Annotated in this window: 16 protein-coding genes; 15 read left to right on the forward strand and 1 reads right to left on the reverse strand. The window is 63.1% G+C overall.

The annotated features are described in order from the left end of the window. Positions 1 to 42: 42 nt before the first annotated feature. Positions 43 to 1,176 (reverse strand): aminomethyltransferase family protein, encoded by a 1,134-nt coding sequence (locus EOB80_RS15325; RefSeq protein WP_127328485.1) that lies wholly within the window; start codon positions 1,174 to 1,176, stop codon positions 43 to 45. Between the two features lie 279 nt (positions 1,177 to 1,455). On the opposite strand from EOB80_RS15325, the gene EOB80_RS15330 reads away from it, so the two are divergent. The 15 genes from EOB80_RS15330 (at position 1,456) to EOB80_RS15405 (ending at position 17,403) form a co-directional block, all read left to right on the forward strand. Continuing rightward, positions 1,456 to 1,743: a hypothetical protein gene (locus tag EOB80_RS15330; protein WP_027036059.1), complete on the forward strand. Its 288-nt coding sequence runs from the start codon at positions 1,456 to 1,458 to the stop codon at positions 1,741 to 1,743. A gap of 12 nt (positions 1,744 to 1,755) precedes the next feature. Next, positions 1,756 to 2,133: a hypothetical protein gene (locus tag EOB80_RS15335; RefSeq protein ID WP_013532899.1), complete on the forward strand. Its 378-nt coding sequence runs from the start codon at positions 1,756 to 1,758 to the stop codon at positions 2,131 to 2,133. 36 nt (positions 2,134 to 2,169) lie between these two features. Next, positions 2,170 to 2,331: a hypothetical protein gene (locus tag EOB80_RS15340; protein WP_013532900.1), complete on the forward strand. Its 162-nt coding sequence runs from the start codon at positions 2,170 to 2,172 to the stop codon at positions 2,329 to 2,331. A 14-nt stretch (positions 2,332 to 2,345) separates the two neighbouring features. Then, positions 2,346 to 3,749 carry an amino acid permease gene (locus EOB80_RS15345; protein ID WP_023808735.1) on the forward strand — a complete coding sequence of 468 codons (1,404 nt, stop codon included), beginning with the start codon at positions 2,346 to 2,348 and terminating at the stop codon, positions 3,747 to 3,749. A gap of 45 nt (positions 3,750 to 3,794) precedes the next feature. Further along, complete coding sequence (locus EOB80_RS15350) at positions 3,795 to 4,484, forward strand: hypothetical protein (protein ID WP_164762621.1); 690 nt, start codon at positions 3,795 to 3,797, stop codon at positions 4,482 to 4,484. After that, on the forward strand, positions 4,481 to 4,804 hold the full coding sequence (locus tag EOB80_RS15355) for a hypothetical protein (protein ID WP_127328486.1): 324 nt from the start codon (positions 4,481 to 4,483) through the stop codon (positions 4,802 to 4,804). Before EOB80_RS15350 ends, EOB80_RS15355 begins: the two co-directional genes overlap by 4 nt. Before the next feature lie 103 nt (positions 4,805 to 4,907). Further along, a complete protein-coding gene (locus EOB80_RS15360) occupies positions 4,908 to 5,804 on the forward strand; it encodes a glutamine amidotransferase family protein (protein ID WP_127328487.1) in 897 nt (298 codons plus the stop codon). 4 nt (positions 5,805 to 5,808) lie between these two features. After that, a complete protein-coding gene (locus EOB80_RS15365; RefSeq protein ID WP_127328488.1) occupies positions 5,809 to 6,534 on the forward strand; it encodes a GXGXG domain-containing protein in 726 nt (241 codons plus the stop codon). Between the two features lie 6 nt (positions 6,535 to 6,540). After that, positions 6,541 to 7,869, forward strand: coding sequence for an FMN-binding glutamate synthase family protein (locus EOB80_RS15370; RefSeq protein WP_127328489.1), 1,329 nt, complete (start codon positions 6,541 to 6,543; stop codon positions 7,867 to 7,869). A gap of 61 nt (positions 7,870 to 7,930) precedes the next feature. Next, the gene (gene glnT, locus EOB80_RS15375; protein ID WP_127321954.1) at positions 7,931 to 9,238 is read left to right on the forward strand and encodes a type III glutamate--ammonia ligase; all 1,308 of its coding nucleotides are present in this window, start codon (positions 7,931 to 7,933) and stop codon (positions 9,236 to 9,238) included. A 36-nt stretch (positions 9,239 to 9,274) separates the two neighbouring features. Then, the gene (locus EOB80_RS15380; RefSeq protein ID WP_127328490.1) at positions 9,275 to 10,528 is read left to right on the forward strand and encodes a sarcosine oxidase subunit beta family protein; all 1,254 of its coding nucleotides are present in this window, start codon (positions 9,275 to 9,277) and stop codon (positions 10,526 to 10,528) included. Between the two features lie 17 nt (positions 10,529 to 10,545). After that, a complete protein-coding gene (locus tag EOB80_RS15385; RefSeq protein WP_127328491.1) occupies positions 10,546 to 10,821 on the forward strand; it encodes a sarcosine oxidase subunit delta in 276 nt (91 codons plus the stop codon). Between the two features lie 241 nt (positions 10,822 to 11,062). Then, positions 11,063 to 14,044 (forward strand): sarcosine oxidase subunit alpha, encoded by a 2,982-nt coding sequence (locus EOB80_RS15395; RefSeq protein ID WP_127328492.1) that lies wholly within the window; start codon positions 11,063 to 11,065, stop codon positions 14,042 to 14,044. After that, entirely contained in the window at positions 14,037 to 14,666 is a 630-nt protein-coding gene (locus EOB80_RS15400; protein WP_127328493.1) for a sarcosine oxidase subunit gamma family protein, read from the forward strand. The genes EOB80_RS15395 and EOB80_RS15400 overlap by 8 nt, the downstream gene beginning before the upstream one ends. A 367-nt stretch (positions 14,667 to 15,033) precedes the next feature. Then, complete coding sequence (locus EOB80_RS15405) at positions 15,034 to 17,403, forward strand: aminomethyltransferase family protein (RefSeq protein WP_127328494.1); 2,370 nt, start codon at positions 15,034 to 15,036, stop codon at positions 17,401 to 17,403. The last annotated feature ends 219 nt before the right edge of the window (positions 17,404 to 17,622 follow it).

Below are 17,622 nucleotides of genomic sequence, written 5' to 3' on the forward strand. Positions count from 1 at the left end.
CTTTTCCTGGAATTGCTCGAACCCCTCGGTGTTGACTATGCCTCAACCTTTCGCCGTGCGCTTGATCTTCTTGGGATCATCGAAGGGAAGCGGCTGCGCCGTCGCCTTGATGGCACCGCTCTTGTTGCGGATTTCGAGCTTGGTGTCCTTGACCGCGCAGTCCACGTCGAGCCGGGCGATGCCCATCGATTTCTCGACCAGCGGCGAATACATGGCACAGGTTACCACGCCGACCTTTTTGCCGTCGCGATAGACCGGCGCACCTTCGTCAGCCGGCTCCTTGCCGTCGAGCAGCACGCCATAGATCTTGAAGCGCTCCTTGCCCTTCAGACGATAGTGCTCCTCGGCGCCGCGAAAGCCGGTCTTGCCGGGACTGACGGTGAAGTCGAGGCCGAGTTCCCACAGCGTGTCGCCGGGGCCTTCGTTTTCAAACGGATATTTCTGCGAATTGTCGTAGGGGTAGAAGAGCAGATAACTTTCGACGCGCAGCATGTCGAGCGTGGTGAAGCGGCACGGAATGATGCCGGCGCTCTTGCCCTCGTCGAGGATCCTGTCCCAGATCGTGCCGGCATCCTGGCCGCGGCAGAAGATCTCGTAGCCGCGCTCGCCGGTATAGCCGGTGCGCGAAATCATGACGGGCAAGCCGAACAGTTGCGTCTGCATATGATGGAAATAGTTGAGGTCGCGAATGCCCGGCACATGCTTGGCCAGATAGTCGGCTGCTGTCGGACCCTGCAGCGACAGATCGTGCAGATTGTCGTCGAAGCACAGCGAGACGTCGCGCCCTACCGAAGCACGCTGCAACTCCTCATGGCCGGTGCCCGAACCATGCACGACCATCCATGCATTGGGGCCGGTGCGGTAGAGGATGCAATCGTCGGTGAATTTTCCCGCCTCGTTCAGCATGCAGGCATAGGCCGACTTGCCGGGATAGATCTTTTCGACATCGCGCGTCGTCGCCAGGTCGATCAGGTGTGAGGCATGCGGCCCGGTGATGTGGACTTTCTTGAGGCCGGAGACATCCATCAGACCAGCCTTGGTGCGGATGGCGATGTACTCCTCGTCGGCATCCTTGTCGTAGGTCCAGGCGGTTCCCATGCCGCTCCAGTCTTCGAGCTTCGAACCGAGCGCTCGGTGCCGATCCGCCAGGGTCGAAAATCTCCAGGATGCCGTCATCCGCTCGTCCTCCGTTTCGATAATGCTCTGCTGTTCCCTGCCCCCTGCGCAGCGGCGGGAGCTTTGGCCGAATATTGATCGCAAACCTCCGGGCGCCGCAATACCCATAAGCAATTAATTTCATTGTCAGGCAAAATCCGCCACGCAAACCAAACGGTTAACCCCACGTAAATCGCGCTTGACAATTGCGGGATTCAGACAGAACTTATGAAAAAAATTTCACTCTGTTGAAAGAGGACGGCGGACGGGGAACCGGACGGCGGAAAAGGGGAGAAACCGATGTCAGACATGCAGCAGCGCATCGAAGCGCTGTACCGTTCCGACGTGCGCGGAGCCGCGCTCCTGATCGTCTGCCTGTGGGCGACGATCCTCTTCGTCCTCCTCATGACATGGCCCTACATCCCGCACAGCGGCATCAAGGCCGTAGTCGCGATCGCCGCCGCCGCCGTGCTGATCTTCAACACGGCGGCCATCCTGGCGATGGTCAAGCACTACAAGGAAGACAAAGAATTCATTTATGGGCTCGACATCAAGAACGCCGACGCATTCCGCAACCGCAAGTCCTGAGGGGTAGAAGAGATGTCCCGCTACACGCCGCCGGAGCAAAGCAAGGCCGGGCAGGTTTTCGACATTGCCGTCGTCGTGGTCGCCATTTTTGTGGCACTGTGGCTACCGCTCAAGCTGGGCCTCGCCGGCGCGGCGAAATCCATCGACGCGCTCGACGCCAAGACCTGGGAAGCGCTAGGCCAGAACCCGACCATGGCGTCTATCTGGGAAAAGCTCGGCTATACGCCCGAGACCGCGCACGACATCATCCAGAACCGCTTTCACTATGTCATCGACTGGCCGACGCTGATCATCATGGCGGCGGTGCTGATCGGTTATTTCGTCTTCCTGTTTCGTGCATCAGACCGCGAATATCGCGACGTCATCAACGAAAAATTCGACGACAAGTAAGAGTTCTGAGGACGATTTAATTCGGGGGACACGATCATGTGGGTGGCACTCTCTTACGCATGCTGGGGCATCTCGATCGTGCTCGCTTTGTGGATGCTCTACGACTGGTTCAAGGTTGACACGACTTTCTCCGAAGAGGTGCTGACCTCCTCGCGCGAGGGCGAACTGGAAGCCACTTCCGAAAAACACCGGATCTGAGTGAGGATTGAACAATGACGATCGCACTTGAACCGGCTGCCCCGGCTGCCCAAGGGGACAGAGTTTCACTCCTGCGCGTGCTCGGACCGGCCCATGTCTGGGCGCTCGGCGTCGGCATCGTCCTGGTCGGCGAATTCACCGGCTGGAATTTCTCGGCGGACAAGGGTGGCGCACTGGCCGCGCTGATCGTCTGCTGGGTCGTGGGATTGCTCTACACCTCGGTCGCCATGATCGATTCCGAGGTGACATCGACCGTGGCCGCCGCCGGCGGTCAGTATGCGCAGGCAAAGCACATCGTCGGACCGCTGATGGCGTTCAACGTCGCGCTGTTCCTGGTCTTTGCCTACACCATGCTCGAAGTGTCCGACGCCATCCTGCTCGGCGACACCATCGTCGCCAAGGCCGGCGTCGAAGGGCTCACCCACAATTCCTTCATCGCCGCGACCATCGTCGTGCTGGCGTGGCTGAACTATCGCGGCGTGCTGATGACGCTCAATGTCAACTTCGTCATCACAGCGGTCGCCTATATCTCGATCGTCATCCTGTTCTTTTCGGTCAGCCCGTGGACGCAAGGCGCCGTGCTGAAGCTGAACGAGCTGGTCACGCCAGGCAATGCGCTCCCCTATGGCTGGATCGGCGTCATCGCCGCCTTCCAGTTCGGCATCTGGTACTATCTCGGCATCGAAGGCACCACACAGGCCGCCGAGGAAGTGCGCTCGCCGGCCCGCTCGCTGCCTTACGGCACCATGGCCGGCATGATCACGCTTTTGATCGCCGCCGCCATGACCTGGTATGTCTGCGCCTCGATGATGCCATGGGAATATCTCGGCATCACCTATTATCCGCTGTGGGACGCCGGCAAGCTGACTGGCAGCCCGCTGCTCGAGAACCTGTTGTTCGTCGCCACGCTGCTTGCTGCAATGGCCTCCGCCAATGGCTGCATCAACGATGCGGCGCGCGCCTGGTTCTCGCTCGGCCGCGACCGCTATCTGCCGACATGGTTCTCGGCCGTGCATCCGAGATATCGCACGCCCTATCGTTCGATCCTGTTCCTGCTGCCGATCGCGCTGGCCTTCGCCTTCATCGCCGACCTCAACCAGGCGATCACCTTCTCGATCCTGTCGGGCGTGCTGCAATACACGTTCATGAGCATCAACATCATCATGTTCCGCAAGAAGTGGCCGCTGGGCTCGATCCGCCGCGGCTACACGCACCCCTTCCACCCGATCCCGGCCATCGTGCTGTTTTGCCTGTGCGTGGTGACCTTCTTCGCCATCTTCCTCGGCTTCGGCTCGCAACTGATCGCCATGGTCGCCTTCTATTTCCTGATCTCACTGTGGTTCCATTTCTATCGCTACAAATTCGTGCGGCGCGGCGATCAGTTCACCATGCCGTGGCCGAAGCCGCAGGGTTATTGATGGGAGTAGGCCGGTCCGTATCCTGGATGGGCGTGGCATGAGAAAATGTCCGAGCTGACATCAGCATTGCTGGCCGGAGCCATTGTCCTGGCTATCGTTCTCCACCTTGCCCGGCAGGCGCGTGCCAGCCGCAACAGGGCATCGATGGCGCTTGCCGTCGAGCAGGACCGCATCCGCACAGCCATCGCCGACGCAGCCAATGTCTCGGACGGCACCGCCGGTGTCATCACCTGGGAAGGGTCCTGGAACAGCAAACGTGTCCAGGTGCGCACCATCGTCGACACACTGGCGACGCGGAAACTGCCGGCGCGCTGGCTCAGTGTTTCGATCACCGAGCCGGTGGCCGTGCCCGGCACCTTCGATATGATGATGCGGCCGGGGTCGCCGACGACCTTCTCCAATTTCGATCATCTCGACCACACGCTGCCGAAGAGTTCGGCATTTCCGGCCGAGGCCGTGTTGCGGACGGATCGCAGGGGCGTCCACTTCCCACTGGAGACCATCGTCGGCCACCTCGGGATTTTTTCCGAAGGGCGCGCCAAGGAACTGCTGATCACCCCGAAAGGGGTACGCATCGTGTCGCTGCTGGCCGAAGCCGAACGGGCGCGCTACGGTGTGTTCCGGCAGGCCGAGTTTGGCGACGCCACACTCGAGCCCGCGCTGATCGAAAGACTGCTGGTGTCGGTGTCGGCGCTTCGCGACGCCATCAACAAAAGCGAACGGCAAGCCGCATGACCAGTCCCACCACGGCACCCACCAATCCCTATCTGGTTCTCGGCGCCGCAATCGTGCTGCCGGGAAGCGGGCATGTCATTCTCGGCGTGCCGGTGCGCGGCCTTCAGTTCCTTTTCTTCATGGTGATCCTGGCATGGGTGACGGCCAAGATCGCGCCGCCCGATGCCAGCTTTGTCGGCCGTCACGCCGGCGGCTTTCTGATCTATGCCTTGTCGATTCTCGACGCCTACAAGCTCGCCCGCATCCGCACCGCCAAATGGGTTCACAATGCCCGGCGAGACGGCGACAGTGCGCAGAGCGGCATTGAGCCGCATAGGTAACTAGAGGAATATTTTTTTCATACGATTGAATTTGTGCAGCTCATTCGATACATCCTCTCTTAGCTACAAACGATCTCTTAGCTACAAACATCGGGAGGCTGACATGTGTGGAATTGTCGGACTGTTTTTGAAGGACAAGTCGCTGGAACCCCAGCTTGGTGCGATGCTGTCGCAGATGCTGATCTCCCTCAGCGATCGCGGTCCCGACAGCGCCGGCATCGCCATCTATGGCGCGCCTTCCAAGAATGAGGCCAAGATCACCATCCAGTCAGCCAGGCCCGACCGCGATTTCCGCGGCCTCGAGGCGGAGCTCGCCAAGGCCATCGGCACGCCGGTGACGATCGCGGTGAAATCCACCCATGCCGTCGTCAGGACCACGCCGGCCAAGATCGATGAAGCGCGCGAAACCATCCAGGCGCTGCGCCCCGACATCCGCATCATGGGTGCCGGCGACGTTGTCGAGATCTACAAGGAAGTCGGCCTGCCGGAGGCAGTCGTCGATCGCTTCGATGTCCGCAAGATGACCGGCACGCATGGCATCGGCCATACCCGCATGGCAACGGAATCGGCGGTGACGACAATGGGCGCGCACCCGTTCTCGACCGGCGCCGACCAGTGCCTGGTGCACAATGGCTCGCTGTCGAACCACAACAACGTCCGCCGCGAGTTGATCCGCGAAGGCATGACCTTCGAGACCGAGAACGACACTGAAGTGGCCGCCGCCTATCTTTCGTCGCAGATGGCGCATGGCAAGAATCTCGGCGAGGCGCTGGAAGGCACGCTCTCCGACCTCGACGGCTTCTTCACCTTCGTCGTCGGCACCAAGAACGGTTTTGGCGTGGTGCGCGATCCGATCGCCTGCAAGCCTGCCGTGATGGCCGAAACCGACCAGTATGTCGCCTTCGGCTCGGAATATCGCGCGCTGACCAAACTACCCGGCATAGACAATGCGAGGGTCTGGGAACCCGAGCCCGCAACCGTCTATTTCTGGGAGCATTGAATTCATGCCGGCAACCACGCTTTCAAAGACCGCAGCACATGACCCTCGGGTCTTCGATCTTGACCAATCGTCGCTGCGCGAACTCAACCAGGCGCTGCACAATCTGTCGCACGGCTCGAATGAAACGGCCTGGGAAGTGCTGAACCCGAAAGGCAGCCATTCGGTCGCCGTTGGCGTCGACCAGCCTGTTGCCATCGATGTGCGTGGCAGCGTCGGCTATTATTGCGGCGGCATGAATTCCGGCAGCACCATCACCGTGCATGGCTCGGCGGGTCCCGGCGTCGGCGAGAACATGATGTCGGGCTCGATCACCATCAAAGGCGACGCCAGCCAGTATGCCGGCGCCACCGGCAAGGGCGGCCTGCTGGTCATCGAAGGCAATGCCTCGTCGCGCTGCGGCATCTCGATGAAGGGCATCGACATCGTCGTGCACGGCAATATCGGCCACATGTCGGCCTTCATGGCGCAGTCGGGCAATCTGGTGGTGCTGGGCGATGCCGGCGACGCGCTGGGCGACTCCATCTACGAGGCGCGGCTCTTCGTGCGCGGCAAGGTCGACAGCCTGGGTGCCGACTGCATCGCCAAGGAGATGCGGGCTGAGCATCTGGAATTGCTGCAAGGCCTGCTCGACCGCGCCGGTGTCACCGGCGTCAAGCCGTCGGAGTTCAAGCGCTACGGCTCGGCGCGCACGCTCTACAATTTCAATATCGACAACGCCGACGCGTATTGAGGCAGCATGACCTATCGCAACCCTCCGACGACGCCGCGCAAATCCGCGACCTTCGACGACTATACGCTTTCCGAAATCCGCCGTGCCGCGGCGACCGGCATCTATGACATCCGCGGCGCCGGCGCCAAGCGCAAGCTGCCGCATTTCGACGACCTTCTGTTCCTCGGCGCATCGATCTCGCGCTATCCGCTCGAAGGCTATCGCGAGCGCTGCGACACATCAGTCGTGCTCGGCTCTCGCCATGCCAAGAAGCCGATCGAGCTAAAGATCCCGATCACCATCGCCGGGATGAGCTTCGGCTCACTGTCAGGCCCCGCCAAGGAGGCACTCGGGCGCGGCGCGACCCTGTCGGGCACCTCGACCACGACGGGCGACGGCGGCATGACCGAGGAAGAGCGCGGCCATTCAAAGCAGCTGGTCTATCAATATCTGCCGTCGCGCTACGGCATGAACCCGCGCGATTTGCGCCGCGCCGATGCGATCGAAGTCGTCGTCGGCCAGGGCGCCAAGCCGGGCGGCGGCGGCATGCTGCTTGGCCAGAAGATTTCCGACCGCGTCGCCGAGATGCGCACGCTGCCCAAGGGCATCGACCAGCGCTCGGCCTCGCGCCATCCCGACTGGACCGGACCCGACGATCTCGAGATCAAGATCCTCGAACTGCGCGAAATCACCGACTGGGAAAAGCCGATCTACGTCAAGGTCGGCGGCGCCCGGCCCTACTACGACACCGCGCTTGCCGTGAAGGCCGGCGCCGATGTCGTTGTCGTCGACGGCATGCAGGGCGGCACCGCCGCCACCCAGGAAGTGTTCATCGAAAATGTCGGTATGCCGACGCTTGCCTGCATCAGGCCGGCGGTGCAGGCGCTGCAGGATCTGGGCATGCACCGCAAAGTGCAGCTGATCGTCTCCGGTGGTATCCGCAACGGCGCCGATGTCGCCAAGGCGCTGGCGCTCGGCGTCGACGCGGTCTCGATCGGTACGGCTGCCCTTGTCGCGCTCGGCGACAACGATCCCCGCTGGGAGGCGGAGTACAACGAGCTCGGCACCACGGCCGGCGCCTATGACGACTGGCACGAGGGGCGCGACCCCGCCGGCATCACCACGCAGGATCCCGAATTGATGAAGCGGGTCGACCCGATCGCCGCGGGACGCCGGCTGGCGAACTACCTCAAGGTGATGACGCTGGAAGCGCAGACCATCGCCCGCGCGTGCGGCAAGAACAGCCTGCACAATCTCGAACCCGAGGACCTCGTCGCGCTGACGATCGAGGCAGCCGCCATGGCCGGCGTGCCGCTGGCCGGCACCAACTGGATACCGGGGAAGAACGGCTTCTGATCAACGAAGGGCCGACTCCCGCATACTCGGGAACAACAATCGATAAAAATGGGGAACTAGCGTGGCAACTGATCTTGCAGAATTCGCAAGGGCGAAAAACGTCAAATATTTCATGATTTCCTACACTGACCTGTTCAGTGGCCAGCGTGCCAAGCTGGTGCCGGCGCAGGCAATCGCCGACATGCAGAAGGATGGCGCCGGCTTTGCCGGGTTCGCCACCTGGCTTGATCTGACGCCGGCACATCCCGACATGCTGGCGGTGCCGGATCCGGATTCGGTGATCCAGCTGCCGTGGAAGCCGGAAGTCGCCTGGGTCGCCGCCAACTGCATCATGGACGACAAGGAGGTCGACCAGGCGCCGCGCAACACGCTGAAGCGGCTGATCGCGGAAGCCGCCAGCGACGGCATGCACGTCAAGACCGGCGTCGAGGCCGAGTTCTTCCTGATCTCGCCGGACGGCAAGACAATTTCCGACGAATACGACACGGCTTCAAAGCCTTGCTACGACCAGCAAGCGGTGATGCGCCGCTACGACGTCATCGCCGAGATCTGCGACCACATGCTGGCGCTCGGCTGGGGCGCCTACCAGAACGACCACGAGGATGCCAACGGCCAATTCGAGATGAACTGGGCCTTCGACGACGCGCTGGCGACCGCCGACAAGCACTCGTTCTTCAAGTTCATGGTCAAGTCGATCGCCGAGAAGCATGGCCTGCGCGCGACTTTCATGCCCAAACCCTTCCAGGGGCTGACCGGCAATGGCTGCCATGCCCATATCTCGGTCTGGGACAAGGCCGGCAAGACCAACGTCTTCGCCGACAATTCGATGGAGCTTGGCCTGTCGGCCAAGGGCAGGAATTTCCTCGGCGGCATCATGAAGCACGCCTCCGCGCTTGCCGCGATCACCAACCCGACGGTCAACTCCTACAAGCGCATCAACGCGCCGCGCACCATCTCGGGCGCGACCTGGGCGCCGAACACGGTGACCTGGACCGGCAACAACCGGACCCACATGGTGCGCGTGCCCGGCCCCGGCCGCTTCGAGCTGCGGCTGCCGGATGGTGCTGCCAACCCTTATCTGCTGCAGGCGGTTATCATCGCCGCTGGCCTCGACGGCATCCGCTCGAAGGCCGATCCCGGCAAGCGCTACGACATCGACATGTACCAGCATGGGCACACGGTGAAGGGCGCTCCAAAACTGCCGCTCAACCTGCTCGACGCCTTGCGAGAGTTCGACAAGGACAAATCGCTCAAGGCGGCGCTGGGTGAGGAATTCTCGTCGGCCTACCTAAAGCTGAAGCACCAGGAATGGAATTCCTATGCTTCGCACTTCACGCAATGGGAGCGCGACCACACGCTGGATATCTGACCACCAGCGTGACGCGAGCGACCTCGGAATGAACTGATGAAATATTCGATCTTTTCGCTCGCCCGCGCCGCCCTGTCCGGCCACAAGAACTGGCAACGCACCTGGCGCGACGCCACGCCGAAGGATCGCTACGACGTGGTGATCATCGGCGGCGGCGGCCACGGGCTGGCCACCGCCTGGTTTCTCGCCAGCGAGTACGGCATCAAGAATGTCGCCGTACTCGAAAAAGGCTGGATCGGCTCCGGCAATGCCGGCCGCAACACCACCATCATCCGCTCCAATTACGGCCTGCCCGGCAACACCGGCTTCTACGAATTGTCGATGAAGCTGTGGGAGCGGATGGAGCAGGACCTCAACTACAATGCGATGGTCAGCCAGCGCGGCGTCATCAACCTCTACCACTCCGACGCACAGCGCGACGCCTATGCGCGGCGCGGCAACACCATGCGCATCAACGGCATCGACGCCGAACTGCTCGACCTCGCCGCCGTCAAGAAGATGATCCCGTTCCTGAACTTCGACAATGCGCGCTTTCCCGTACAAGGCGGGCTGTTGCAGCGACGCGGCGGCACGGCGCGGCACGATGCTGTTGTCTGGGGCTATGCGCATGCGGCGAGCGAACTCGGCGTCGACATCATCCAGAATTGCGAAGTCACCGGCTTCGTCAGGGACGCCAATGGCAAGGTGACCGGCGTCGAGACATCGCGCGGCAAGATCGGCGCCGGTAAGGTCGGCATGGCTGTTGCCGGAAGTTCGTCGCGCGTCGCGGCGATGGCCGGCCTGCGCCTGCCGATCGAAAGCCATGTGCTGCAGGCCTTTGTCTCCGAGGCGATCAAGCCGCTCATCCCTGGTGTCATGACCTTCGGCGCCGGCCATTTCTACGTCAGCCAGTCCGACAAGGGCGGCCTCGTCTTCGGCGGTGACATAGACGGCTACAATTCCTACGCCCAACGCGGCAACATGCCTGTCATGGAGGACGTCTGCGAGGGCGGCATGGCGCTGATGCCGATGATCGGCCGCGTGCGTCTTTTGCGCCAGTGGGGCGGCATCATGGACATGTCGATGGACGGCTCGCCTATCATCGACAAGAGCCCGGTCGACGGGCTCTATCTCAACGCCGGCTGGTGCTATGGCGGCTTCAAGGCAACGCCGGGCTCCGGCTTTGTCTTTGCCCACCTTCTGGCCCGCGATGAATCGCACGAAGAGGCCGCACGGTTCCGCCTCGACCGGTTCCGGACTGGTGCGATGATCGACGAAAAGGGCCAGGGCGCCCAACCGAACCTGCATTGAAGGCGGTCTAGAACAGCATGCGCATTGTCTGTCCCTTCTGCGGCGAACGCGAACTCGGCGAGTTCACCTATCTCGGCGACGCCAAGCCCGTACGGCCCGAAGCCGGCGCCTCGGAAGACGAGGTCTTCGACTATGTCTATCTGCGCGACAATGTCGCCGGCGCGACCAGCGAATACTGGTACCATGGCGGTGGTTGCCGGGCCTGGCTGAAGGTCACCCGCAACACGCTGACGCACGAGATTTCGACGGTCGAGCCGGCAGTGGGTGTGGGTGCGAGGCAGGTCGCGAAATGAATTTTCTCGTGCAAGTCAGCGCCGCCCCTCACCTGCCTGCCGGCACCCTCTCCCCGTATAGAGACTGGGAGAGGGACGCTGGCCGCAACCTGGCCGCTATTCCTGCAGCGTTGATGATTAGCGAAATCTTGGACGAGAGCGTCCTTCTCCCCGTCACTATACGGGGAGAAGTGCCCGGCAGGGCGATGAGGGGCAGCGCGACCCTGCCGCATGACATCGAAGCGACGAAGGGTCGGCAATCGTGACTTCCAGCCAATCTCACCGTCTCACGTCGGGCGGTCTCATCGACCGCTCGGTGCCACTGAACTTCCGTTTCGACGGCAAGATTTTCTCCGGCTTCCAAGGCGACACGCTCGCCTCGGCGCTGATCGCCAACGGCGTCAAGCTGGTCGGCCGATCGTTCAAATACCATCGCCCGCGCGGTATTCTCACCGCTGGTTCGGAAGAACCCAACGCGCTGGTCGAGCTGCGCACCGGCGCACGGCGCGAGCCGAACACCAAGGCGACGACAGCCGAACTCTATGACGGGCTCGAGGCCGCCAGCCAGAACCGATGGCCGTCGCTGCGCCACGATGTGATGTCGGTGAACCAGCTGTTCGCGCCGATCTTCGTCGCCGGCTTCTACTACAAGACCTTCATGTGGCCGGCGAAGTTCTGGGAAGCGATCTACGAGCCGGCGATCCGCCGCGCCGCCGGCCTCGGCCGTGCCTCAGGCATCGCCGATCCCGATCACTACGACAAGGCATGGGCGCATTGCGATGTGCTGATCGCCGGTTCAGGTCCGGCCGGTCTGGCCGCGGCATTGGCAGCCGGCCGCGCTGGTGCCCGCGTCATCCTGTGCGAAGAGGATTTTGTCCCCGGCGGCCGCCTGCTGTCGGATGGCGGCACGATCGATGGTGTGCCGGCAGCCGAATGGCTGTCGCGGACGCTGGCTGAATTGGCCGATATGCCCGATGTCCGCATCATGACCCGCACGACATTGTTCGGCGTCTATGATGGCGGTACCTATGGCGCGATCGAGCGGGTCAACGACCACCTGCCCTCGCCGCCCGAGCACCATGTGCGACAGCGGCTGTGGCGGATCGTGGCGAAGCGCTGCGTCGTCGCGGCCGGCGCTATCGAACGGCCGATCGTCTTTGCCGGCAACGACACGCCCGGTGTTATGATGGCGTCCGCCATGCGCACCTATGTCGCGCGCTATGCGGCGACACCGGCAAAGCGCCTCGCGCTGTTCACCAACAATGAGGATGGCTGGCGTACGGTCGAGACTGCACTCGGGGCCGGCCTGCAGATCGCGGCGGTCATCGATGCACGGTCCGAAGTGTCGCCGGCGCATCGTTCGCTGGCCTCCAAGGGTGGCTTCCCGGTGCTGCATGGTTCCGTCAGTGGCGTCGATGGCGGCAAGGATGGCGTCAGGAAAATCGCGGTCTCGCTGACCGGTGGCGCGCGCGCCGAGGTCGAAGCGGACGGCCTCGCAGTCTCCGGCGGCTGGAACCCGGCGGTCGGGCTGACTTCCTACCATCGTGGCCGGCCGAAATGGCAGAACGACATATCTGCCTTCGTGCCGGACGGCGCGCCTCCCGGCATGGTCGCCGCGGGTGCCGCCAATGGCGATTTCGGCCTCGGCGCCTGCCTGAGCCAGGGATTTGCCGCCGGCGCGGCAGCGGCGCGTGACACGGGACATAGCGGCACAGTGGGTATCGCGCCTGCCGCCGACGACGAGGCATTCTCGCTGACGCCGCTATGGCACGTCGCCGGCAAGGGCAAGGCTTTTGTCGATTACCAGCACGACGTCACCGCCTCCGACATTGAACTGGCGCAACGCGAAGGCTTTGAATCCGTCGAGCACCTGAAGCGCTACACGACGCTCGGCATGGCGACCGACCAGGGCAAGACCTCGAATGTCGCCGGCCTTGCCATCATGGCCGCGGTCAGCGGCCGTTCGATCCCCGAGACCGGCACGACAATCTACCGGCCGCCTTACGTGCCGGTCGCCATCGGCGCCTTCGCCGGCCATCACCGCGACGAGACGTTCCATGCGACGCGGCTGACGCCGTCGCACCACTGGGCGGCCGAACAGGGCGCAATCTTCGTCGACACCGGCCTGTGGAAACGTGCGCAATGGTACCCTCGCGCCGGCGAGAAGGACTGGCTGGAATCGGTGACCCGCGAGGTCAAGGCGGTGCGCGGCGGCGTCGGCTTCTGCGATGTCTCGACGCTCGGCAAGATCGACGTGCACGGCCCCGATGCCGGCGCTTTCCTGGATCGCGTCTACATCAACACCTTCTCCAATCTTGCGGTGGGAAAAGCGCGTTACGGGCTCATGCTGCGCGAGGACGGCATCGTCTATGACGATGGCACGACATCGCGGCTGGCCGAGGATCATTACTTCCTGACCACCACCACGGCCAAGGCCGGGCTGGTGATGCAGCATCTCGAATTCTGCCGCCAGGTGCTGTTCCCGGAGCTCGACGTGCAGCTCACTTCCGTCTCGGACCAGTGGGCGCAATTCTCGATCGCCGGGCCGAAGACCCGCGATCTGCTCAGGGAAATCGTCGACCCGTCGGAAGACCTGTCGAACGAAGGCTTTCCGTTCATGAGCGTGCGCGAAGTCGCACTTCGCGGCGGCCTGAGAGCGCGGCTGTTCCGCATCTCGTTCTCAGGCGAGATGGCTTTCGAGATTTCGGTGCCGGCGCGCTTTGGCGATGCCATGGCGCGCAATCTGATGCTGGCCGGCGCGCCATTCGGCGTGACGCCCTACGGCACCGAGGCGCTCGGCGTCATGCGCGTCGAAAAGGGCCACATCGCCGGACCGGAACTGAGCGGCACGACGACGGCGGCCGATCTTGGCCTGGGCAAGATGATGTCGACCAAGAAAGACTATATCGGCCGCGTCATGGCCGGACGCGAGGCGCTGGTAGCCCCGGACCGGCAGGTCGTCGTCGGCATCAAGCCGACGGACAAGGCACGCCGGCTGCGCTCCGGTGCGCACATCATCCCGAAGGGACAGACACCCGGCCCCGGCAACGACCAGGGCTATGTCACCTCGGTCTGCTTCTCGCCGACGTCGGATCAGTGGATCGGGCTCGCGCTTGTCGAACGCGGCCGCGAACGCATCGGCGAGATCGTGCATGGGCATGACCCGTTGCGCGGCGAAGACTACGATGTCGAACTCTGCAATCCCGTCTTCTACGATCCGGATGGAGGGCGCCAGCGTGGTTGATTTTTCCTGGGCTCCCCGCAGTCCCCTTGAAAAGGCGCTTGTTGCCGGCGTGCATGGTGCACGCGGTATCGAGGCCGGCGTCTCGCTGACCGAGATCCGCAATTTTGATCTGATCCAGATCATGGCGAGGCGCGGCCAAGGGGCTGATCTGGCGAAAGCGGCCAAGGCCCGTTTCGGCGCGGTGCCACCGGATGCGCCGAAGGCGGTACAGACTCCGGATGCCACGCTGATCTGGTCGGGGCCGGATCAGTTCTTCGTTCTGTCAAACGGCGGCAAGCACACGACGCAGACGTTGACGCCGGCATTCTCCGACTCCGCCTCGCTGTCGGATCAGTCGCATGCACGGGTCTTGATCAGCATTTCGGGCGTCAAGGCACGCACCATGCTGGCGAAACTGTCTTCGATCGACTTGCACCCAACGACGTTCCCGGTTGGCGCCGCCGCCGCGACATCGATGGATCACACCAGCGTCACGCTCTGGCGCGGCGGCGATCGGCCGGATGGGCAGGCGGTGTTCAACCTTCTGGTGTTTGCGACCTTCGCCGAAAGCCTTTGGCATACGGTGCTGGATTCGGGTGCGGAGTATGGTGTCGATATCCGCCACAGCGAGGAACTGGTCTAGTTTTCAGTTTTCGCCGGAATGGCCAATTCCGAGCGTCGGCGCCGCCCCTCATTGCCCTGCCGGGCATTTCTCCCCGTAAACGGGGAGAAAGAAGCTGGACCGCAAAGCCGGCACTTTTTTGCACCGTTGGCGATTGGCGAAACCGATGAGGACAGCGTCCTTCGCCCCGTTCACCGGGAGAAGATGCCGGCAGGCGGATGAGGGGCAGCGCCGACGCTCCGAAGGCGAGGCGGAGTGGCGAATTCAAGCCCGAGCGATTGCACCGACGGTCAAGCTCCGCCTTGCCAAACCCAACCACACTGCCTATTCTTACCGCTAAAATAATTTCACACACAGGCAAACTTGTTTCTCGAACCGCAAGGCTGAAATGAGCCAGTCGCCCTACCCCGCAATTGCTGCCGGACCGCCGCGGCCGAGCCTCATCCTGAGGCCCGGCCAGATCGCGCTGCCGCCGGGCATGGAGCGTTATACGATCCATGGCAATGGCGCGGTGCTCATCGACATCGAGGCCGGCGACACGGTCACCGTGCGCAATGTCGAGGGCGGCCAGGCCTGCGAGTTGCTGGCCTGGGACAGGAGCGGCGTCACCGATCCCGGCATTTTTGGTGAAGCATCGAACAGCAACGCTGCCGGCATCAAGGCGCTATTGGCCGAGGACGACGACAGCCTCGCATCGCTACGGAGCGGGCTCGCGCGCCGGCAGGTGCAGCTTGACCATGCCAAGGCGGTTCGCGTGTTCGGCGGCGCGACACCCGCCGGCACCGAGCAGGCTTTCACGGTCGCGCGCGACGGCGCGATGCTGATTGCGACCCCCGGCGGGCCGATGCTGGTCGATGGCCACGACACGGCGACGCCGCTGATTGCCATCGTTCGCCGTGCCACGATCCGCCCGGCGGCGAAATCGCTACTGGCCGATCCGCTGGCCGACCCGGTTCTCGATTTGCGCGTCCATTCGGCGACGGCGGAATCCTATTTCGTCAAGGCTGGCGACTATCTCCAGATCATCGATGTCGACGGGCGCCAGTGCACCGATTTCCAGTGCTTTTCGGCGCGCAAGCTGGACAGGGGATTGGATCATCCGCTCGACGTGACGACGACTCGCACGCTGATGGGTGCGAGCTACCCGATGCCCGGCCTGCATTCCAAATACTTTGACCAGGACATGGAGCCACTGGTCGAGGTGGTGCAGGACACATGCGGCCGGCACGACGCCTTCGCGCTCGCCTGCGCGGCCAAATATTACGACGACATCGGCTATCCCGGCCACACCAACTGCTCGGAGAACTTCAACGGCGCTCTGGCCGGCAAGGGCGTCAATCCCCGCGCGGGCTGGATGGCGATCAACTTCTTCTTCAACACGGCGATCGACGCGCATGGCGTCATGGTGTCCGACGAGCCGTGGTCGCGGGCGGGCGACTATGTGCTGCTCAGGGCGCTCACCGACATCGTCTGCGTGTCCTCCGCCTGCCCCGACGACACGACGCCGGCCAATGGCTGGAACCCGACCGACATCCATGTGCGGACCTATTCCGGCCAGCACAAATTCTCGCGAGCGATCGCCAGACGCATGGCGCCCGATTCGGAACCGAAAATGACCCGCGAGACAGCTTTTCATTCGAGCTTTGCCAAGCACACCCGCAACTTCGGCGAGTACAGGGGCTATTGGCTGGCCAATTCCTTCGCCAAGGAGGGGCCGATCGCGGAATACTGGGCCTGCCGGCAGGACGCGGTGATCATGGACCTGTCGCCGCTGCGCAAGTTCGAGGTCACCGGCCCGGATTCCGAGGCGCTGCTGCAATACACGCTGACCCGCGACGTCAAGAAACTCGGCGTCGGCCAGGTGGTCTATTCGGCCATGTGCTACGAGCATGGCGGCATGATCGACGACGGCACGCTGCTGCGGCTCGGCAAGGACAATTTCCGCTGGGTCGGCGGTGACGATCTGTCCGGCGAATGGCTGCGCGAGACGGCGGCGAAGCTCGGCCTCAACGTGCTGGTGCGCTCGTCAACCGACCAGATGCACAACGTCGCCGTGCAGGGTCCGAAGAGCCGCGACATCCTGCGAGAAGTGATCTGGACTTCGCCATTGCAGCCGTCGATCGACGAGCTCGAATGGTTCCGCTTCGCCGTCGCCCGCATTGGTGGCGGCAACGGCATTCCGGTCGTCGTCTCGCGCACCGGCTATACCGGCGAACTCGGCTACGAGATCTGGTGCCATCCGCGCGACGCCGAAAAAGCGTTCGACGCCATCTGGGAGGCCGGCCAGCCGCATGGGCTGAAGCCGATGGGGCTGCAGGCGCTGGACATGGTGCGCATCGAAGCCGGGCTGATCTTTGCCAGCTACGAATTCTCCGACCAGACCGACCCGTTCGAGGCCGGCATCGGCTTCACCGTGCCGCTGAAGAGCAAGACCGACGATTTCATCGGCCGCGAGGCGCTGATCCGCCGCAAGGAGCACCCGCAGACGAAGCTGGTCGGCCTCGACATCGACGCCAATGTCGACGTCGGCCATGGCGACTGCGTGCATGTCGGCCGCGCCCAGATCGGCGTGGTCACGTCGGGCATGCGTTCTCCGGTGCTGAACAAGACCATCGCTCTGGCCAGGCTCGATGTCACCCATTCGGCTGTCGGCACCGAGGTCGAGATCGGCAAGCTCGACGGCCATGCCAAGCGGCTGCCGGCGCGCGTCGTCGCCTTCGCCCACTACGATCCGCAAAAGACCAAACCACGCTCCTGACGGCCTTCCTCCCAAGACAGTGAGGCCGTGCTGGCAACCTGATAGGAATTTTTTCTTGACCTGCTGAGGGCAGCTATGCTACATATTCGTCCATGGTGCTGATTTGCGCCGGGACCCGCCTCCGGCGGGTTTTTCGTTTCCAGACCCCTGGTCCTTTTCCGAACAATCCTGCCCGCCAGTGTGAAGCTGACATGTTTCGCAAGCGTGATGTGCACGGCG

The sequence above is a fragment of the Mesorhizobium sp. M7A.F.Ca.MR.245.00.0.0 genome (assembly GCF_003997415.1).
Lineage (GTDB): Bacteria > Pseudomonadota > Alphaproteobacteria > Rhizobiales > Rhizobiaceae > Mesorhizobium.